Origin of the sequence: Caballeronia fortuita (assembly GCF_001544835.2) — a bacterium.
GTDB lineage: Bacteria > Pseudomonadota > Gammaproteobacteria > Burkholderiales > Burkholderiaceae > Caballeronia > Caballeronia fortuita.
This window is the reverse complement of the sequence record NZ_FCNX02000003.1, coordinates 325,852-346,158: the sequence shown is the minus strand read 5'-3', so window position 1 is coordinate 346,158 and position 20,307 is coordinate 325,852. Positions and strand designations below refer to the sequence as shown.

Below are 20,307 nucleotides of genomic sequence, written 5' to 3'. Positions count from 1 at the left end.
GCGACGGGTCCGGAAGCGCTTCGTTCTGTCGGCGAGATCGAGTATGTCGCGCAAGTCACCGCGCCCATGCAGCAGGATAAGCCCGAGGTTGCGAGAGGCATCGTCGGATATGCGGATCTCAGGCGCGGGGCCGCGGTGCGAGACGTGCTCGAAGCCGAATTGCAAGCGGGCGACGGCCGCCTGCGAGGCGTGCGTCATCTGGTGACGTGGGACGCCGACGCAACGCTCGTGAATCCGCTTTCGGCGGTTCCGCGCGGCTTGCTGCTCGACGCGAATTATCGTGCGGGCGTGGCGCAACTGAAGTCTTTGGGCATTTCTTACGATGCGTGGCTCTTCTTCCCTCAGCTTCCCGAGCGGTTCGACCTCGCCAAGGCAAATCCCGATACGCCGTTCATGATCAACCATTGCGGTGACGTGGTGCGAATCGGCAGCTATACGGATCATCGGAAAGAAGACTTCGATGCGTGGTCGCGCTCCATGCGCGAACTCGCCCAGTTGCCCAACGTTTATGTGAAGCTGGGCGGGCCGGGCATGAGGATCAACGGCTTCGACTTCGAACAGGGCGAGAAGCCGCCCTCGTCCATCGAACTCGCTGAGACATGGAAGCCGTGGATGCATACGTGCATCGAAGCGTTCGGTGCGAATCGCTGCATGTTCGAAAGCAATTTTCCGGTCGACAAAGGCTCTTACCCGTTCAGCAACGGCTGGAATGCATTCAAGCGTCTCACCACGGATGCGAGCGCACAAGATCGTCAGGCGTTGTTCCGGGGCACGGTGTCGAACGTCTATCGCCTTGCTTGAGGCGGGCAGCGGACCTGCACGTCACGACGACGCGCAGGTCCGCCCGGGTGACGCGCGCCTCGCGCCGATTCTTCGATGCTTAGGCCGCCTCCGTCTTGCCGACGACGCGCCCCGATTGCCCGTTGCGCGTCAGGAGCAGCAGCGTCGCGACGCTGACCAGCGTGAGGATGGCAAGCGGCATGAGCGCAAGCGAATAACTGCCCGTCGCTTCCTTGACCCAGCCGTAGACGTTCACCATCAGGCCGCCGCCGAGCAGATTCGCGATGGCATTGACCGTCGCAAGCCCCGCTGCGATGGTGCTGTTCGACAACATGTCCGATGCGAGCGCCCAGAACGGTCCCTTGAACGCATACGCGCCGACGAGCACGGCGCACAGCATGCACACCGTCGGCAGCAGCGAACCGCTGAGCGACGTGGCGAAGAGACCGCCGCCGATCAGCAGCATCGGCACGACGGTATGCCAGCGATGCTCCTTCGTGCGGTCGGAATGGCGGCCCCAGAAGATCATCAATACCGATGCCAGCGCATACGGCACGGCGTTCAGCATGCCCGTCTGCAACACGCTGAGCCCGTACGACTTCAGCAATTGCGGCTGCCACACGGATAGCGTGCTGCCTGCAGCGGACGCGCACGTATCGACGAGCGCGAGGCACAACACATAGCGATTGCGAAAGAGCTTCGTCAACGGCATCGCGGCGACCTTCTTCGGCTGTGCGCTGTCGGCGGCGAGCGCGCCGAGCAGCCACGTGCGCTCGTCTTCGTTGAGCCACGACGCCTTCGCGGGCTTGTCCGTCAACATGAAGAGACACGCGATGCCGAGCAGCACCGTCGGCACGCCTTCGAGGATGAAGAGCCAGTGCCAGCCGCGCAGACCCGCAAGACCATCCATCTGCAGCAACAGCGCCGAGATGGGCGAGCCGATGAAGCTCGCCGCCGGAATGGACACCATGAAGGTCGAGACCACGCGCGCACGGTACGCCTTCGGCACCCAGTAAGAGAGATACAGCAGAACGCCCGGTGCGAAGCCGGCTTCGGCCGCGCCGAGCAGGAACCGCAGAATGTAGAACGTCGTCGCGTTATGCACGAGCGCGGTCGCTGCCGACACCAGTCCCCACGTAATCATGATCCGCGCGATCCAGACGCGCGCGCCGTACTTTTCGAGGGCGATGTTGCTCGGCACTTCGCAGATGAAGTACGACACGAAGAAGAGACTCGCGCCCAGCCCGAATACCTTCGCTGACATGCCGATGTCGTGATTCATCTGAAGCGACGCCATGCCGACGTTGCCCCGATCGATGAACGCCATCAGATAGCAGACCATGAGGAACGGCAGTAGCCGCCAGATGACCTTGCGCATCGTCTGATGCTCGAGCGTCGCGTTGCCTGCAATTGCCATGTTCGTCTCCAATCCTATGCGCCTTCGCGCTGTACTTTGAATCTTTGCCAGGCGACGATGGACATGATGCCCACTGCGAGCACCACGGCCATCGCCGCGAATGTGTGACGCACGCCGAGCGCCTCGGACACCGTGCCGACGAGCAGATAGCCGAACGGCATCGTTCCGTTGTAGGCCATGCCGTACATGCCGACGAGTCCGCCGCGCACGTGCTCGGGGCATCGGCGCTGGATCGTTGCATTCGTCGATGTCGCCGCGAACGTGAGGCTGAACCCCAGCGCGTAGAACGCGGGCATCGATGCGCCCACCGCGCTCGTCGTCGCGAGCACCAGCAGCGCGACGATCGCGGTCCACGGCGCCCAAGCGATGAACCGCGCCGATGCACGCGGCCCGAGCGCCGACGACAGCAGCACGGCCGAGCTCAGCGAACCCGCGCCCGCACACGCGAAGAACACGCCGGTATAGTGCGCGGCATCGTGAAACGCGCGGTCCGCGAGAAGCGGCACGAGCGTCTGATAGCTCGCCGCGAACAGACCGATGCACGCGAGAATCGGCAGATAGCGCGCGGAAAACGCGTCCGACATCACGTAGCCGACTGCATCGCGCAAGCTGCTGTCCGGGCGCGCGGCACGTACGTTGGCGGAGAGCCGGATCGAACGCACGCATACCGCCATGAAGCAGAGCGCGAGTGCATAAATCGCAAACGATGCCCGCGGGCCGAGCGTCGGATATACGAAGCCCGCAATCGTCGGGCCGACCATGCGGCCGACGTTGTAGACCATCGTGTTCATTGCGACCGCGTTCGATGTCAGGCTCGTATCGCGCAGGCTCGTCAACAGCAGCACCTGACGCGCGGGCACTTCGATCGCGCTCGAAATGCCGATTGCCAGCGCATGCGCGAGAATCAGCGGCACGTTCAGCACGCCCAACGCGGACAGCGTGATGAGACTGCCCGTCAATACGAGCGATGTCGTCAGCACGCAGAGCGTCACGCTGCGCGCGTTCTCCGCGCGAATACGCGATCCGGCGACGGGCGCGACGACCAGTTGCGGCCCATACAGCAGAAAGTTGAGCAGCGCGAGTATCGCCGCCGATCCCGACAGGTGATACACGAGCAGGTTCAGCGTGACGTTCTGCGTCCAGCTTCCGAGCACCGATGCAACCTGCCCGCTCAGATAGCGCCGCAGCGGCGCTTCGTTGAGGGCGGGAAAGAGCCTGCCGATCCATCCCGGCTGACTGGCGGCCGTCGTCATGCGAGTGTCTTGCCGCGCGTCTCCGGCGCGAAGAACACGACGATCGCGGCGGCGATGAACGCGACGATGGTCGTCGACAAGCCCAGCACGAAGCCGCCCGCAGTCGAGGCCAACGTTCCGATGACGAGCGGCGCGATGAATCCGCCGAGCCGGCCGCCGTTGTAGGCGAGGCCCATGAGAAAGCCGCGCGATGCCGTATTGCCGATGATCTCCGCGAGGAACGGTCCCGCGCCCGCGAAGATGCCGTTGACGCTGAAGCCCGTGAAAAAGATGGCGACCATCAGCACGAGCGCGTTCGATGACAGGATGTAGCCGAACACCGCTGCCGCGCCGACGAGCAGATACGCCATGAACATCGGCCGGCGGCCAAGACGATCGACGAATGCGGAGAACAGCAAAAAGCCCGAGATCGCGCCGAATTGCAATGCGAGCACGAACTTGAGGCTATGCACGAAATCGAGGTGCTTGACCGTGACGAGGAACATCGGCGTCCACGTGAAGACGCCCCAATAGAGGTATTGCAGAAAGAAGATGAACATGAAGGCGGTGAGCAGGCCGCGCACGTTGAGCTTCGCATCGACGGAAGCGGTCTTTGCTTGCGCCTTCGCATGCTTGCGTTCGAGCCAGATCGGCGATTCTGGCGTCTTGCGCGCGACGAAGAAGAGGATGAAGAACGGCAGCGCGCCGATGAGAAACAGCACGCGCCATCCGTGACCCGCGAGACCGTCGTTGACGCCGCTGACGATGCCTGAAATCGTGATCGCGAGAATCGCGCCGATGGGCAAGCCCATCTGCATCAGCGCGCCGCCCTTACCGCGACGGCTCGCGTGCCACGTTTCGGCGATGAGCGCCGCGCCCGCCGTCCACGTGCCGCCCATGCCGAGTGCGCCGAAAAAGCGGATCGTCGCGAACCAGTGTTCGTTCGGCGCGAATGCAAGCAGCCCCGAGAACAGCGAATAGATGCCGATGCAAAGCAGCGCCGTGCGAACCCGCCCCAGCCGATCCGACACGTAGCCGAACAGAATGCCGCCTAGAATCTGTCCCGCCGCCGTGATGCTCGTGAAGAGCCCGAGTTGCGCTTTCGTCAGACCGAATTGCAGCGCGAGCGTCGGCAAAAGAAGCGAGAGCAGGAACGAGTCATAGCTCTCGAAAGTCCAGCCGAGACCGGCGAGCGTCAGCGAACGCCATTCGCCGCGCGTGATGTCCTTGTAACGCCTGCCCTCTTCTTCGTGCACGACTGCGCCTGCTGCCATGTTTGCACTCGTTTTCATCATTCGTCTCCTGATAGCCGCAAGCGATACGTCGCCGCGGCGGTGCCGCTGAACAGCGCGGCCTTTTCATCCGCGGACAGGAAATGCGCAAGCCGCTTGAAGGCATTCCACAGCACGGCGTAGCTGAACATCCCCTTGTCGACGGGAAAGTTGCTCTCGAACATGCAGCGGTTCACGCCGAACAGTTCGATGCACGTTTCGAAATAAGGTCGCCATGCAGCGGCCAGCTCCTCCGACGACGGCGGCGTTGCGCGCGACGCGAAATCGAAGCCGAACACGGTCAGGCCCGCGCCGCCCAGCTTCATGCGCGTGTTGGGCAGGCTCGCCAGCCGCGCAAGCTGCCGGCGCCATTGCGCTGCGGCGTCCTCTCGTTTATTCGCATGCGGTCCGACGCCGAGCGGCCCGCCGAAGTGATCGATGACGACAGTGACATCCGCCGCGGCGCGCGCCAGCGCGTAAAGCTCCGCCAGTTGCGTGTGATAAACCCACGCGTCCAGCGACAGACCGTAACGCGCCAGATTCGCCACGCCTTGCCGGAAGACCGCGTTCGCCATGAGATCGCGCGGCGGCGTCACGGGGCTCGAACTCACCTCGGGACTCGCATGCCACGCGAGCGGATTGCGGATGCCGCGCAAGCGTCCGCCCGTGACCTGAAGCATGGCCTCGAGCACGGGCGCGACCGCATCGCCCAGCGCGAGATCCGCGCCGCCGACGATCGCATCGCACGCTTTCGTCGGTCCATACGCGCCGCTTGCGAACATCGCGGAGATGCCGTTGGCGAACTCCGCTTCGCCGACCGGCTTCATCGCGGCGGGACCGTGCTTACGCAGCATCGAGCGGCACTGCACATACACGCTCGCCACGATGCGATGCCCGCTGCCGACATCCTTCGCGAACTCGTCCGTCAGATAGCGCCCGCTTTGCCGGTCCCACAGATGATGGTGTGCATCGACGATGGGCAGATCCGGCTCGAGAATCGGCTCTTGATGCAGCGCGAGCCATTCTTCGCGGACGGGCAAATGAGGCGCATGGACGATCTGCACGGCGGTGTCCTCGTCAGAACTTCTGGCGCAGACCGATGGTCACGCCGGTCTGGTTATGCCCTGGCGTAACCGTGCCGTAGCCGTTCACGCCGAGCGCCGAGTTGTCCTTGTTGTGCGCGTAGGCGACGCTCGCGTACAGATCGGTCCGCTTCGACAGGAAGTAGTCAGCGTTCAGGACGGCAAGCCACGGGTCCGCGCCCGTCGAATGTACGTCGTGGTAGTAGCCGACCGCCGTAAGCTGGAACGACGGCGTGATCAGATATTGCGCGCCGAGCCAGTAGAGGTTCGCGGCGTTCGCGTCGGAACCGTTGGCCACGGCGATGGGATTCGTCGGCAAGAACGCGTTCGATGCGCGCAGATAGCGATAGCCCGCATAGGCCGTCACCGGACCGAAGTTGTACGTCGCGGCGGCGAGCGCGCGGCGTTCGGTGCTCGTGTTCGTCGTCTGCGTGTTGCTGTTGCGCTGTTCGTAGACGGCGGTGGCCGCGATCGGACCGCTGGAGTACGTCAACGCGCCGCTGAAGAAGCGGCCCGTGATGAGCGCGCCCGGCACTTCGGCGCCGTAGCCGGTGTCGTAGCGCGTGCTGTACATCGCCTGCGCGGTCAGCGGGCCGAACTTGCCGGTGTATTTCACCGAATTATCGATACGCGCAGCCAGCGCATAGTCCAGAGACAGCGCCGAATAACGCGACGACACGCCCATCGGATCGAACGTCACGGACTGTTCATAGATCAGCGCGTTCTGGCGGCCAAGCGTCAACTGCTGCCCTTTGTAGCTGAGACCGACCCACGCCTGACGGCCGAAGAGACGCGACGTCGTCGTTGCGTTCGCGCCGAGACCGCGGGTCGATTGCGAACTGGTGCCGTCGTTGATGTTGAAGCCGGCCTCGAGGTTGAAGATCGCCTTCAGCCCGCCGCCCATGTCCTCGACGCCCTTCAAACCCCAGCGCGAACCCGACAGATTGCCCGACACTTCCCGCACCTGCGAACCGCCGGCGCTCGTGTTGTTGAGATACTCGACGCCGACATCGGCGATGCCGTACAGCGTCACACTGCTTTGCGCACGCGCGGCGCCGGACGCGAACGTCATGCTTGCGACTGCGACCGTCCCAAGCGCAAGACTGGTTTTAAGGTTGGCTTTCTTGGGAGCCTTCTTCACGGACATTTCGTCTCCAGACAGATTTAATGGTTAGGGTGATGCGTTGAATCACGACTTGCGCGCGGCGCGCGCTTCGCCGGCGTTCGCGCCGGGATCGCCGAGCCATGCGATCGTCAGCGCGCCGATCAGCAGCACGGCCGACACGGCCAGCAGCGGCACCGTGAAGCCGCCGGACATCTGCTTGAGCGAGCCGATCATCGACGGTCCCGCAAAGCCGCCGAGATTGCCGACGGACACGATCAGCGCGAGTCCGCCAGCGGCGGCGCGGCCGGTGAGAAAGCTGGAGGGAATCGCCCAGTACGTCGCCTGGAACGCGAGAATTCCGCTGACGGTGAAACACAGGGCGATGAGCTTGAGCATCGGCACATCGGTCAGTGCGCTGCATGCGAGCGCGGCGGCGGCGATCAGCAACGCGCCGGCAACGTACGGCACGCGCTTGTGCGCCTTGTTCGCCACGCGCGCCCACCACAGCATCGCGAACGCGCCGATCAGATACGGAACGGCCGTGAGCCAGCCGACGACCGAATGCGTCACGCCGAACTGCTTGATGATCTGCGGCATCCACAAGCCGACGCCGACCGATCCGACGATTCCGCAAAAGTTGACGAACGCGAGCACGAACACGCGCCAGTTGGTCATGGCGTCGCGCAGCGTGCTGCCGTGCTTGCTGCCGATATCGCTTTGCTCGGCGGCGAGGCGCCGGTCGAGCGTGGCCTTCTCCTCATCGCTCAGCCACGTGGCTTTCCCGGGACGATCGGCGAGAATGAACAAACACGCGATGCCGAGCAGCACCGCCGGCAAGCCTTCGATCAGCAGCAGCCATTGCCAGCTTTTCAGGCCGTGCAATCCGCCCAGTTGCAGCAACGCGCCGGAGATCGGCGAGCCGATCATGTTCGCGACCGGAATGCCGACGAGAAACGCCGCCGTCACCTTGGCGCGCCACTTGCCGGGAAACCAGTGCGTGAAATACAGATAGATGCCGGGCGTGAAACCGGCTTCCGCGATGCCGAGCAGGAAGCGCGCGGCGGCGAAGCTCTTCGGCCCGACCACGAACGCGGTGAGCATCGAGCACACGCCCCAGGTGATCATGATGCGCGCGATCCAGACGCGCGCCCCGACCTTCTGCATGATGAGGTTGCTCGGAATCTCGAACAGGAAGTAGCCGATCGAGAAGAGTCCCGCCGCGAAGCCGAACTGTTCGCCGGTGAGGCCGAGATCCTTGTTCATCGTCAGGGCAGCGAAGCCGACATTCGTTCGGTCGAGATAGCTGACGACGTAGCACAGGAAGATGAACGGCAGGATGCGCCTGAACGCCTTCGCGAGCGTGCGTTCGCTGGCGGCGAAATCGTCGCTGGCGAGCGCCGTGCCGCCCGTCGCGCTGTTCGAGCGCCCGGCGCGGGTTTGATCGATGGTTTCCGATAGATTCATGCTTGCTCCTCCACTGCGCTGCTTTGGCGCAATGTCTCGATTCACGCCGCGCGATCCTTTGCTGTCCGGCGGCGCAGTAAGCCTCAGTGGGTCTTTGCCCGCTTGGGAAGCGGTCCGGGAACGGTCATGTCGGCCTTCAACACGAGACCGTTCGTCGATTCGGTCATGTAAAGCGTCTTCATGTCGGCGCCGCCGAAACACAGGTTCGTGAGCGACACGCCTTCATGCGCGCTCAGAATCTCGACCGGCTCGGCGCGGCGATTCAACACCCATACGCGGCCGAGCCCAGGATTCGCGATGAACAGCCGGCCTTCGGCATCGATCGTGAGACCGTCGGGGCCGCTCGGGCCGTAGGACGTGAAGAACTGGCCGACCTTGCTGACCGAGCCATCCGCCTGCAGCGGCACGCGCCACACGCAGTTGCCGCGCGTCATGCCGACGTACAGCACCTTTTCGTCGGGCGAGAGCACGAGTCCGTTCGGGCTCGGGCAATTGCCGAGCAGCATGTCGAGCTTGCCGTCCGGCGACAGCCGATACACGCGCCCCGTCGGATCGTGCAGACCGGACTGGCCCTGATCGGTGAAATACAGGTTGCCGTGCGAATCGAAGGTCAGGTCGTTCACGCCCTTGAAGCGCTCGGAATTGCGACGCTCCAGATACGGCTTCACCTCACCGCGTTCGATATCGAGCAGCATCAGCCCATTGCGATAGTCGGTGATGAGCAGATGCGTATCGTCGAAGAGCTTCATCCCGTTGGGCTCGCCGTCGTACTGCGCGACGAGATCCCACTCGCCCGAAAGCGAAACGCGAAAGATGCGGCCGTACGGAATGTCGGTCACATACAGATGGCCGCGCGGATCCCAGACCGGTCCTTCGAGAAACGAATCGGTGGACATGCCGCCGCGATTGGCGCGCGCCCAATCGGTCTGCGCATCCGGCTTGCGGTATTTCTCCGGCATGCGCGTGAACATCTGCGCTTCGCGCACTTCGGGCGATGTGAGATAGAACATGCTCAGTCTTCCTGCGAAAGTCACGCCACCTTGCGGGCGTTTTCCTCGATGACCGCGAGCACGTTGGCCGCGGCACCCTTGCCCATGTTCACGTAGGCCGCTTCGCTGACGCCGCCGACGTGCGGCGAGATAATCACGTTGGGCACGGACTGGAAGGGATGCGGATGCGTCATCGGCTCGATGGCGAAACTATCGACGCCGGCCGAACGCAACTGGCCGCTCGCGAGCGCCTCGACGAGCGCGGGTTCGTCGATCAGCCCGCCGCGCGCCGTGTTCACGAGGATCGCGCCGCGCTTCATGCGGGCGAGCGTCTCGCGATTGATCATGTTGCGGTTCTCTTCCGTCAGCGGACAGTTGAGCGAGAGCACGTCGGATGCGGCGTAGATCTCGTCCATCGATGCGAGCGTGACGCCCTGCGGCGCTTCCTTCGCGAACGGATCGAAGGCGAGCACGTTCATGCCGAACGCGACGCCGATCGACGCCACGCGCCGCCCGATGGAACCGAGGCCCACCACGCCGAGCGTGCGGCCATCGAGTTCGAAGGACTTGTGCGTCGACTTGTCCCAGTGGCCGTCGCGCATGCGAAGGTCGAGTTGCGGCACCGACTTCGCGCACGCGAGGATGAGCGCCCACGCGTGCTCGGCGACGGCCGCGGCGTTCGCGCCGATGGCCGCCCGCACCGCGATGCCGCGCGCAGCGGCGGCGTCCTGGTCGATCACGTCGATACCGCTGCCGTGCTTCGAGATGACCTGCAGGTTTTTCGCCGCATCCATGATGCGCGCGTTGACCTTGCCGTACCGTACGATGATCGCGACCGGCTTCGTCTTCTCGCACAGCGCGACGATGTCGTCCTCGGTCGGCTGCTTGCCCGCGAACACGACCTCGAACGATTCGAGCATCTCGAGCGCCTGCGGCGCGAGGTCGGCGGCCGTGACGATGACAACGGGCTTTTGAACGTTCGCGTCCATTACAGCGCCTCGCCTTCGGCCAGCATGCCGACCGCGCGCAGTTCCTTGTCGAGCCAGCCGGCACGCCCATCGCCCTTGTGGATCGCCGCGATGCGCGCCGTTTCGCTATCGAGCTTTTTCTGCGCGAGTTCGACGATGCGCGCGACATCCGCACGCGGAATCACGACGACGCCGTCCGCATCGCCGACGACCAGATCGCCCGGATTGACCGCCGTGCCGCCCGCGCAAATCGGATGGTTGACGAGACCCGCCACGCTCTTCGTCGGGCCGCACGGATTCAGGCCGGCGGAAAAGATCGGATAGTCGCCGTTCGCGAGCTCATGCGCGTCGCGCACTGCCGCGTCGATGACGATGCCCGCGATGCCGCTGACCTTCGCCTGCGTCGCCATGATCTCGCCGAGCAGCGCGCAACTCACGTCGCCTTTGCCGTCCACGATGATCACGTCGCCCGGCTTCGCGATGGCCAGCGCGGCGTGGATCGCCAGGTTGTCGCCTTGACGGACCTCGACGGTGATTGCCGGACCCGCCACTTTCATCTTCGGCGACAGCGGCTTCACGCGGCCGTGCACGGTGCCGCGGCGCCCGGCGACGTCGGCGAGGATTGCGGCCTGGAACTTTGCCGCCGCTTCGACGAGTTCGGGAGAAACGCGGTCGATGTCTCGAATGATCGATTGATTCGTGTCGGTGCTCATGAATTTTCCTCAGGGCAAAGTTGTACTGTGTGCAACAGTGGTGTACGAAGTGAAACCACTTTAACGTGCGTAAGCTATCTGGGACAGTGGCGTTTACCCTTTTACTGTATGCACCATCGTTTTACTGTGTACAATGCTCGACAAACGGACCGCAGAAATGAACGACACGGAGGCAAGATGGGAAACGACGGTGTGATCGCGGTCGAACGGGCGCTTGGCCTGCTCGACTGCTTCAGGCTCGGCAAGGAAAAACTGTCGCTTGCCGCGCTTGCTGCCGCTTCAGGCATGCACAAGACCACCGTGTACCGGCTGATGAACTCGCTCGAACGCATGGGCTATGTCGTGCGTTCCGACGACGGCATGTACGCACTCGGCGCGCGCGTGCTTTATCTTGGCAAGCTCTACGAGCAGTCGTTTCATCTGTCGTCGGTCGTGGAGCCGGTACTGTTCGCGCTCGCGGCGCAAACGAAGGAGAGCGCCTCCTACTACGTGCTCGATAAAGCGAAGCGGCTGTGTCTCTTTCGCGCGGAGCCGTCGGAAGGTCTGCGCGAAACGCGGCTTGCGGGAACGTCGCTTCCGCTCGACGACACCGCCATCGGCCAGGTGATTCGTTATTGGGGACTTCGCGAGCCGATCTTTGCGGAACCGCCGCCGCTACCGCTCTTCACGTCAGGCGCGCGCGACGTGCACACCGCTGCATTCGCGACGCCCGTCTTCGGTCCCGACGCCGAGTTCATGGCCGCGTTGACGCTGTCCGGTCCGGCATCGCGCCTGAACGCGGCGCGCGATACCGGCGAACTCATTGCGCCGCAACTCCAGGCTGCGTCCGATCTGTCCCGGCGGCTCGGCGCGAGCGTCGCGTTCTGCGAGCGCATGTACGGCACCGGCGAGCGCCGTTAGCGGATTCACGGCGCCGCGCCGAGCAACGCGCTGGCCGCGATCGCTTCTTCGTAGAGCAGCGCGCGCAATTTTTCATCGTCGACATGAAAGTGGCCGATGACGCCCGACAGCGTCAGCACGCCGACGAGCGCATCGGCCATGCCGAAGAGCGGCGCGGCCATCGACGCAAGCAGCGGATCGCCCACGCCCGCCGACGACGCGATGCCCGTCACGCCCGCCGTCGCAAACGCCTGCACGGTTTTGCGCTCGAAACGCCTGAAGGCGAGACTCGACGCCGACTTGTCCATCGGACGCCGCGTGCCCGCACGGATCGCGACGCGCACATCGCGCTCCGGTTCCGCGCGCAACAGACAGACGCGCCAGTCGCCGTCGCGCACATAGATCGACGCGCTGCTTCCCGTCCTCTCGCTCAGCCGTTCGACAACCGGCTTCAGCGTCGCCACCATATCCACGCCATTTTCGAATGCGCGGCCGAACTGAGCGGCCCTGTAACCCAGCCGGTACAGCCCGTCCGGCTCCTTGTGCACGAATCCGCGCGCTTCCAGCGAAATCATGTACCGGAGGATGACGCTCTTGAAGAGGCCCGTTCGCTGCTCGAGTTCCGACAGCGACCGCCCGCCAGGATCATCCAGAAAGGCTTCGAGCAACGAGAGCGTGCGATCGACTGCGGCGACGGACCGGTCGATCTGTTCGTCATCCTTCATTGCCTGCTTCATTGGCTATGCCTTTCAGCGGCGGCGAAGCTCGACGGCAGTCTGATGAGCACGTCCGGACTCAACTCGTCGATACGATTGAGTCCCAGCAAACCGAGGTTGCGTTGCACTTCCCCATGCAGAATGCCGATCGCATGCGCGACGCCCGCCTTGCCGGCCACCGATGCGGCATAGTTGAACGGACGGCCGACGAAAACGAAATCCGCGCCGAGCGCCAGCGCCTTTAATACGTCGGTGCCCCGGCGGATGCCGCCATCGATCATCACCGCGATATCGCCGCCGACTGCGTCGACGATGTCGGGCAATACGCGAAGCGGCGCCGCCGTGCCGTCGAGTTGCCGCCCGCCATGATTGGAAACGATGATTCCTTCGACGCCATGATCGCGCGCCGCGATCGCATCATCGGCGGCCATGATGCCCTTGATGACGAGCTTGCCTTTCCACTGCGCGCGGATCTGACGCAAGTGAGTCCAGTTCAGATGATCCTTCGCGCCGAAATCGCGCACCACGCGCCCCGAGAAGATGGGCGCGCCCCGGGTCGCATACGAGTTCTCGAAATGCGGCATGCCGTGCTTGACGAGTGTCCTGAGCGCAGTGCCGAGCAGCCAGCGAGGGCGCGTGACGCCATCCCACGCGAGCCTCGCGCTCGGCTTGAGCGGCGTGGAAAAGCCCGTGCGGATGTTGTTCTCGCGGTTGGCCAGCACGGCCGTGTCGACGGTGAGGACGAGCGTGTCGTAGCCTGCCCGTTCGACGCGCTCGATCAGCGCTTCGATCTTCTGCGATTCGCCGGGAAGATACGCCTGGAACCATGTGCCCGGCGCATCCTTCGCGACGGTCTCGAGAGGAATGAGCGACGATCCGCTCATGATCATCGGGATACCGGCTTCGCGTGCGGCTTCCGCTTGCACGAGGTCGCCGCGGTAAGCGGATAACGCGGATATGCCCATCGGCGCGATGCCGAACGGCGCGCGATACGTCTTCCCGAGCAGTGTCGTTTCCTGCGTGCGGCGTGAAACATCGCGAAGCACGCGCGTGACGAAGCGATATTCGGAATAGGCGCGCTGGTTGTCGTCGAGCGATGCGTTGCGCTCGGCCGCGCCCGAGATATAGCCGAAGATGGGCCGTGGGAGATGCCGCCGCGCGGCGATCTCGAAGTCATCGAGCGACAGATAGCGTTTCAACGCCTTTGGAACCGCTTGCGCCGGCTGTTGTGCCAGTTGTTGCTTCGTCGTTTCCGATTTCATCAGGTTGCCGCTGCGACGCGGTCGTGCGCTCAGAAGTAAGACATCGATATGCGTACTTGCCTGCGCCGCGCGTCCGTGCGTCCGTGCGACAGCGCGGCGAGTTGATGAAAATCATAACGTCATTATGAAAACGACGCAACGACTGACGAAGAATCACCTGATGCGATGACTTGGCGGCGGCGGGCCTTCCAATTTTCGAACGCCTGCACACATCGTTCCAATCGACTGCCAAGCGGCAATCGCTGCGATCACGCGCACGGTTCCTTCGCCGACTCTGCGCGCGTCACCGTATGTCCGACGAGCAGACCGAAATCGTAAGCGCGTTCGAGTGCGCGTCCGATGTCCTCGACACGGCACAGGCGGATATCGGCGCTCGGCTTGCCCGTCGAATCGAATGTTTCGATGCCGAGTTCGTCGCGGGCGATTGTCAACAGCGGCTCCCAATAAGCTTCGGTTTTATTGCGGTAGATCATGATTCGCGCTCCTTTCGCTTGCACATTAGTAATAACAAGCTTAGTGAGACAGTCAGACGGGCGCTGCGACGGATCGCTGCGGTTCGAGCGCGGTCTCTAGAATTCACTGCTGCGGCGCGAAACAATAGCGCGCGTTTTGCCGCAGCGTTCCGGAAGAAGAATGCGGCGTTTCAGATTCCGAACTAATGCAACGTTTCATGACAAAGTCCGGGCTTTGTCTTACGCGCATTCATTCGGTCAGCGAACCATGAAGCCGTTGCCTATGATTTACCTCAGGCCGGTTGCAGCTCATATCGTTAAAGGACAAGGAGTCGATCAGATGAAAGCTCCTCAACGTTTGGCGCGAATCGAATTGATGGCGCCGCTCTCCGGCGTGATGGTGCAACTCGAGACCGTGCCCGATCCGGTTTTTGCGCAAAAGATGGTCGGCGACGGCGTGTCGATCGATCCCACTTCCGACGAATTGCTCGCCCCGCTTTCGGGGACGGTCACGCAGCTGCATCGCGCGGCGCACGCGGCGACGATCACTGCCGAGAACGGCCTGCAGGTGTTGATCCATATCGGACTCGACACCGTGATGCTGCGCGGCGAAGGCTTCACGCCGCTCGTCAAGGAAGGCGACACGGTCGTGACCGGCCAGCCGCTGATCCGCTTCGATCCGCTCGTCGTCGGCGCGCGCGCCGTGAGCCTGCTCACGCAGATGGTCATCGCGAACGGCGAGCTCGTTACGCGCTACGTGCCGGCAACGGGCCTCGTCACGGCGGGCAAGGACGTCGCGCTGACGGTCGAATTCGTCGGCGGCGCACGCGACGATGCCGCGAGCGGCACGACCGGCGCGATTCAGTCCGGCGAAGTCGATCTGCCGAATCCGCAAGGCCTGCACGCGCGGCCCGCCGCCGTGTTCGCAGCCGAGGCGAAGAAGTACAAATCCGATATCCGCGTTTTGCGCGGCAGCGACAGCGCGAACGCGAAGTCCGTGGTCGCGTTGATGGCGCTCGCGACGAAATTCGGCGACAAACTGCGCGTCGAAGCCGCCGGTCCCGACGCGGGCGAAGCCGCTGCCGCGCTCGCGCGTCTCCTGGCGTCGGGCTCCGGCGAAAAGCCCGGCGATGCGCCCGCGCCCGCCGCAGCCGATGCGGTCAATGCTGGCACTGCGGCCGCGCCGGCCGTTCGCGCGCACGCCGACGCGAACGAGTTCACGGGCGTCTCGGCGTCGCCGGGGCTCGCGGTCGGAAAGATCGTGCAATTCCGCCGGGAAGTCATCGACGTGGCCGAAGCGGGCGAATCGCCGCAACGCGAGCGCGCGCGGCTCGATGCGGCGCATCACGAAGCGCGTCAGCAGATCGAGGCCTTGAAGGCGAAGCTCACCGATCCGTCGAAGGCGCAGATTCTCGATGCGCATCTCGAACTGCTCGACGATCCCGATCTGAACGATGCGGCCATCGCCGGCATCAGCGACGGCAAGAGCGCGGGCTTCGCGTGGCGCGGCGCGTTTGAGACGCAGGCGGCCAATCTCGAACATGTCGACAACGCGCTGCTGCGTGAGCGCGCGGGCGATATCCGCGATGTCGGCCGGCGCGTGCTGGCGCTGCTCGCGGGCGTGAAAGAAGCGCGTATCGACGTGCCCGGCGAATCGATCCTGATCGCGGAGGAGCTTTCACCTTCCGACACGGCCGCGCTCGATCGCAGCAAGGTGCTCGGCTTCTGCACGACGACCGGCGGCGCGACGAGCCATGTCGCGATTCTCGCGCGCTCGCTCGGCATTCCGGCGATCTGCGGCATCGACGAAGAAGCGCTGCAATTGCCCGATGGCACGCTCGTCGTGCTCGACGGCTCGCATGGCAGCCTGCGGCGCAACCCGAGCGACGACGATCTCGCGAAGGCGCGCGAACGCATCGCGCGTCAGGCGAAAAAGCGCGACGAAGAAAAAGTCGCGGCAGGCAAAGAGGCGTTCACCGCCGACGGACATCGCGTCGAAGTCGTTGCAAATATCCGGAACGCGCAGGAAGCGCGCGATGCGGTCGCGGCAGGCGCGGAAGGCGTCGGACTGCTGCGTTCCGAATTTTTGTTCGATAACCGGGACACCGCGCCATCGGAAGACGAACAGGCCGCCGAATATTGCGCGGTCGCCGAAGCGCTCGGACGCGAACGGCCGCTCGTCGTGCGCACGCTCGACGTCGGCGGCGACAAGCCGCTCTCCTACATGCCGCTGCCGAAGGAGGACAACCCGTTCCTCGGCCTGCGCGGCGTGCGCGTGAGCCTCGATCGTCCGGACATGTTCCGCGTGCAGTTGCGCGCGATTCTGCGGGCCGCGCCGATCGGCAATCTGCACATCATGTTTCCTATGGTCGCCGCGATCGAGGAAGTGCGCGCGGCCAGGCGCATTCTTCAGGAGGAAGCAGGCGAGCGCATCGGTGACGTGAAGGTCGGCGTGATGATCGAAGTGCCGTCTGCGGCGCTGATCGCCGAGCCGCTCGCGCGGGAAGTCGATTTTTTCTCTATCGGCACCAACGATCTGACGCAATACGCCCTCGCGATGGATCGCGGGCATCCGAAACTCGCCAAGCAGGCCGACGCGCTGCATCCGGCGGTGCTGCGTCTGATCGGCATGACGGTCGAAGGCGCGCACAAGCACGGCAAGTGGGTCGGCATTTGCGGCGGCATTGCATCGGACGCGATGGCCGTGCCGGTGCTCGTCGGCCTCGGCGTCGACGAACTGTCGGTCAGCGTGCCCGCCGTCGGCTCGATCAAGGCGCAGCTCGCGCGCCTCACGATGGACGAAGCCCGCGCGCTCGCGGCAAAAGTCATCACGCTGGGTACGGCCGCCGAAGTGCGCGCCCTGCTCGCCCAGTACGCTGAATAAGCGAAATAAACGGAACAAGCGGAACAAGCGGAGACATGAAAATGTTCAAGAACGCATTCGGGGTGGTGCAGAAAGTCGGCAAATCGCTGATGCTGCCGGTCGCGGTGTTGCCCGTCGCGGGCCTGCTGCTCGGGCTCGGCGCGACGGACTTCCACGGCTATGTGCCCGCCATCGTGCTCGACCTGATGAAGAACGCGGGCGACGTGATATTCGGCAATCTGCCGCTCATCTTCGCGATCGGCGTCGCGCTCGGCTTCACCGAGAACGACGGCGTATCGGGCATCGCCGCGACCATCGGCTATCTCGTGATGACGGCGACGCTCGGCGTGATCGCGAAGGTCGAAGGCGTCGAACCGGCGATGATCATGGGCATTCCGTCCATTCAGACCGGCGTGTTCGGCGGCATTCTAGCGGGCGGTCTCGCGGCGTGGATGTTCAACCGCTATTACCGCATCGCACTGCCGCCGTATCTCGGTTTTTTCGCGGGCAAACGCTTCGTGCCGATTGTGACCGCAATCGGCTCGATCGTGCTCGGCGCGGTGTTGTCGGTCGTATGGCCGCCGATCGGCGGTGCAATCAAGGCGTTCTCGCAATGGGCCGCCGTCTCCGACCCGCGCACGGCGGCGACGGTCTACGGCTTCGTCGAACGTCTGCTGATTCCATTCGGCTTGCATCACATCTGGAACGTTCCGTTTTTCTTCGAGGCAGGCAGCTTCCTCGATCCGACGACCGGCAAGGTCGTGCATGGCGACATCAACCGTTTCTTCGCCGGCGATCCGACCGCGGGCATTCTGTCGGGCGCGTTCCTGTTCAAGATGTTCGGTCTGCCGGCAGCCGCGATCGCGATCTGGCATTGCGCCAAGCCTGAAAAGAAAGTGGCTGTCGGCGGCATGATGGTGTCGGCGGCGCTGACTTCGTTTCTCACCGGCATCACCGAACCGATCGAGTTCGCCTTCCTGTTCGTCGCGCCCGTGCTGTACTTCATTCACGCGTGTCTCGCGGCATCGGCGCAGTTCGTCGCGAATACGCTGAACATGCACATGGGCTTCACGTTCTCGCAAGGCGCGATCGATTTCCTGATGTTCAACCTGATCGGCAACAAGGCGACGCACGCGTGGTACGTGTTCATCCTGGGACCGATCTATGCAGCGATTTACTACGTCGTGTTCCGTTTCGTCATCAGCCGCTTCAACCTGAAGACGCCGGGACGTGAGGACGATACCGCCGTGAGCGCGCCGGTCAGCCCGAGCAGCGCGGGCGGACGGTCGCGCGATCTCGTGCTCGCGTTCGGCGGGCGATCGAACATCAAGAGCCTCGATGCGTGCATCACGCGGCTGCGCATCACGGTGAACGATCCATCGCTCGTCGACGATGCCAGGTTGAAGGCGCTCGGCGCGGCGGGCGTCGTGCGCGTCGGCAATGGCGTGCAGGCGATCTTCGGGCCGCTGTCGGAGAACATGAAAACCGACATGCAGGATTACCTGAAAACGGCGGGCAGCGACGCCGATCTGCCCGTTGCGGGCGCGGTGGCCGTTGCTGCCTCGGATGCAGCGAATGCGCCGGTTGCAGCGATTGCGCAGGACAGCGCGCAGCAGAAGGCGCGCGCGGAGAAGATCCGCGCGGCGCTCGGCGGCGCGGCCAACATCGTGAAACTCGAACCGCTCGCGGCAACGCGTTTGCGCGTCGCGCTCGGCGATGCATCGCGGCTCGACGGCGCTGCGTTGCAGGCAGCGGGCGTACCGGCGACGCAGACGCTCGCCAACGGCGAAGTCGATCTGATCGTGGGCCTCGAAGCGGAGAATCTCGCCGGCGCGATGCGATGACTCACGCGCGCGCGCCGTTCGCGCGCGGCTTCTCGATCAGGTAATAAACGACACAACCCGCGACGACGCCCCAGAACGCCGCGCCGATACCAAGCAAGGTCACGTCGCTCAGCGTGACCACGAAGACGATCGTCGCGGCGAGCGGCATAGTCGAACGAAACGCGCCGACGAACGACTTCTCGAGCACGCCCATCATCGCGAGTCCCGCGAGAATGGCGATATACGTGGCGGGCAGACTCGTCAGCAGAAACACATATGCCGTGGCGAAGACGCCGATCGCCACGCATATGACGCCCGCGATCGACGCGCCGATGTAATGCCGGCCATGCGTGCCGCCCGAGACGAGAATCGCGTTGCTCGGCCCCGCGAGCACTGAGGGACAGCCGCCGAACGGCGCGGTGATCGCGCTCAATACGCCGCTCAGGATCGTCACCATCCGCAACGACGTCCGATACCCCGACGCACGCGTCACCGCGATGCCTTGCGCGTTCTGCACGAAGAGCACGGTGATGAGCATCGGCAGCAGCAGTTGCGATATCGCGTGTAGATCGAAGCGCGGCACGACGAGCGCGGGCGTCGCCGTCCATGCGCCGCCGCCATTGCCGGAGAGGCGAAAGCCGGTTGCGACGAGAATCGCCGCGCCGGCCAGCATCGCCCCGATGAGCGGCGGCATGGGCGCGGCATTGCGCCGTTCGAGCCACATCAGACCGAAGAACGCGATCAGCATGCCGGCGCCGATCAGCGGCGCGGCCACCGTCGACTGCACGACGGCGAGCACGTACTTGATGAAGAGACCGGCGATCATCGCCATGACGACGGGCATGGGAACCCATCGATCGAGCAACGCGACAAGGTTCGTCACGCCGAGCACGACCAGCACCGCTGCGCATACGAGATAGGTGCCGACGGCCGCCCCGAAGCCGTATTGCGCGATCACCGGCGCGGCGAGGATCGCACCCGGAATCGTCCAGAGAAACAGCAAGGGCTGGCGCATCTTCCAGCTGATCGCGATGCTCGCGAGCCCGTTGATGCCGATCGACGCGAACAGCCACGACGACGTCTGCGCGAAGCTCAAGCCGCCTTGCCGCGACGCCGCGATGATGATGGCGACCGGTCCCGTCGCCGAGAAGCTCATGCTCGCGAACGCGAGCGAGAAATACAGAAGCCACGACCGGCCGATGCCGGTATCGGATGCGCCGCCAACAGACATGTAGGTTGCCCGGAAAGAGGCGTTTTCCGCATCGGCGTCGACACGAAAAACGCCGCGTTT

16 protein-coding genes and 1 pseudogene are annotated in these 20,307 nt (G+C 64.2%); 4 read left to right on the top strand and 13 right to left on the bottom strand.

The features are described 5' to 3' along the window. Positions 1-3: 3 nt before the first annotated feature. Positions 4-801: pseudogene (locus tag AWB77_RS08570) on the top strand (amidohydrolase family protein); the annotation flags it as partial. A 79-nt stretch (positions 802-880) separates the two neighbouring features. Here AWB77_RS08570 and AWB77_RS08565 read toward each other — a convergent pair. The 9 genes from AWB77_RS08565 to AWB77_RS08525 form a co-directional block, all read right to left on the bottom strand. Beyond that, positions 881-2,197, bottom strand: coding sequence for an MFS transporter (locus AWB77_RS08565; protein WP_061134100.1), 1,317 nt, complete (start codon positions 2,195-2,197; stop codon positions 881-883). 14 nt (positions 2,198-2,211) lie between these two features. Next, positions 2,212-3,450, bottom strand: coding sequence for an MFS transporter (locus tag AWB77_RS08560; RefSeq protein ID WP_061133971.1), 1,239 nt, complete (start codon positions 3,448-3,450; stop codon positions 2,212-2,214). Further along, entirely contained in the window at positions 3,447-4,721 is a 1,275-nt protein-coding gene (locus AWB77_RS08555; RefSeq protein WP_061134099.1) for an MFS transporter, read from the bottom strand. Before AWB77_RS08555 ends, AWB77_RS08560 begins: the two co-directional genes overlap by 4 nt. Further along, positions 4,721-5,764 carry an amidohydrolase family protein gene (locus AWB77_RS08550; RefSeq protein WP_061133970.1) on the bottom strand — a complete coding sequence of 348 codons (1,044 nt, stop codon included), beginning with the start codon at positions 5,762-5,764 and terminating at the stop codon, positions 4,721-4,723. The genes AWB77_RS08555 and AWB77_RS08550 overlap by 1 nt, the downstream gene beginning before the upstream one ends. A gap of 13 nt (positions 5,765-5,777) precedes the next feature. Continuing rightward, a complete protein-coding gene (locus AWB77_RS08545) occupies positions 5,778-6,929 on the bottom strand; it encodes a porin (protein WP_061133969.1) in 1,152 nt (383 codons plus the stop codon). Between the two features lie 42 nt (positions 6,930-6,971). Then, entirely contained in the window at positions 6,972-8,351 is a 1,380-nt protein-coding gene (locus AWB77_RS08540; protein WP_061133968.1) for an MFS transporter, read from the bottom strand. Positions 8,352-8,434: 83 nt separating this feature from the next. Next, entirely contained in the window at positions 8,435-9,361 is a 927-nt protein-coding gene (locus AWB77_RS08535; RefSeq protein ID WP_061133967.1) for an SMP-30/gluconolactonase/LRE family protein, read from the bottom strand. Positions 9,362-9,381: 20 nt separating this feature from the next. Then, positions 9,382-10,329 (bottom strand): hydroxyacid dehydrogenase, encoded by a 948-nt coding sequence (locus tag AWB77_RS08530; RefSeq protein ID WP_061133966.1) that lies wholly within the window; start codon positions 10,327-10,329, stop codon positions 9,382-9,384. Then, positions 10,329-11,021 (bottom strand): RraA family protein, encoded by a 693-nt coding sequence (locus AWB77_RS08525; protein ID WP_061133965.1) that lies wholly within the window; start codon positions 11,019-11,021, stop codon positions 10,329-10,331. The genes AWB77_RS08530 and AWB77_RS08525 overlap by 1 nt, the downstream gene beginning before the upstream one ends. Before the next feature lie 177 nt (positions 11,022-11,198). Here AWB77_RS08525 and AWB77_RS08520 point away from each other — a divergent pair, with 177 nt between their 5' ends. Next, positions 11,199-11,921: an IclR family transcriptional regulator gene (locus tag AWB77_RS08520; RefSeq protein WP_061133964.1), complete on the top strand. Its 723-nt coding sequence runs from the start codon at positions 11,199-11,201 to the stop codon at positions 11,919-11,921. Positions 11,922-11,926: 5 nt separating this feature from the next. Here AWB77_RS08520 and AWB77_RS08515 read toward each other — a convergent pair whose 3' ends face one another. The 3 genes from AWB77_RS08515 to AWB77_RS08505 all read right to left on the bottom strand — a co-directional run bounded on the left by AWB77_RS08515 (position 11,927) and on the right by AWB77_RS08505 (position 14,351). Continuing rightward, positions 11,927-12,625 (bottom strand): IclR family transcriptional regulator, encoded by a 699-nt coding sequence (locus AWB77_RS08515; RefSeq protein WP_061134098.1) that lies wholly within the window; start codon positions 12,623-12,625, stop codon positions 11,927-11,929. 8 nt (positions 12,626-12,633) lie between these two features. Continuing rightward, positions 12,634-13,878 carry an alpha-hydroxy acid oxidase gene (locus tag AWB77_RS08510; RefSeq protein ID WP_061133963.1) on the bottom strand — a complete coding sequence of 415 codons (1,245 nt, stop codon included), beginning with the start codon at positions 13,876-13,878 and terminating at the stop codon, positions 12,634-12,636. 248 nt (positions 13,879-14,126) lie between these two features. Further along, complete coding sequence (locus tag AWB77_RS08505; protein WP_061133962.1) at positions 14,127-14,351, bottom strand: DUF6900 domain-containing protein; 225 nt, start codon at positions 14,349-14,351, stop codon at positions 14,127-14,129. 319 nt (positions 14,352-14,670) lie between these two features. Between AWB77_RS08505 and ptsP the strand changes: the two genes are divergently transcribed. Together ptsP and ptsG are read left to right on the top strand one after the other, a co-directional pair. Next, entirely contained in the window at positions 14,671-17,214 is a 2,544-nt protein-coding gene (gene ptsP / locus AWB77_RS08500; protein ID WP_061133961.1) for a phosphoenolpyruvate--protein phosphotransferase, read from the top strand. 41 nt (positions 17,215-17,255) lie between these two features. Continuing rightward, a complete protein-coding gene (gene ptsG / locus AWB77_RS08495; RefSeq protein WP_061134096.1) occupies positions 17,256-19,037 on the top strand; it encodes a PTS glucose transporter subunit IIBC in 1,782 nt (593 codons plus the stop codon). A gap of 1 nt (position 19,038) precedes the next feature. Here the strand turns inward: ptsG and AWB77_RS08490 are convergent, their stop codons facing one another. Next, on the bottom strand, positions 19,039-20,247 hold the full coding sequence (locus tag AWB77_RS08490) for a benzoate/H(+) symporter BenE family transporter (protein WP_061134097.1): 1,209 nt from the start codon (positions 20,245-20,247) through the stop codon (positions 19,039-19,041). Positions 20,248-20,307: the final 60 nt, after the last annotated feature.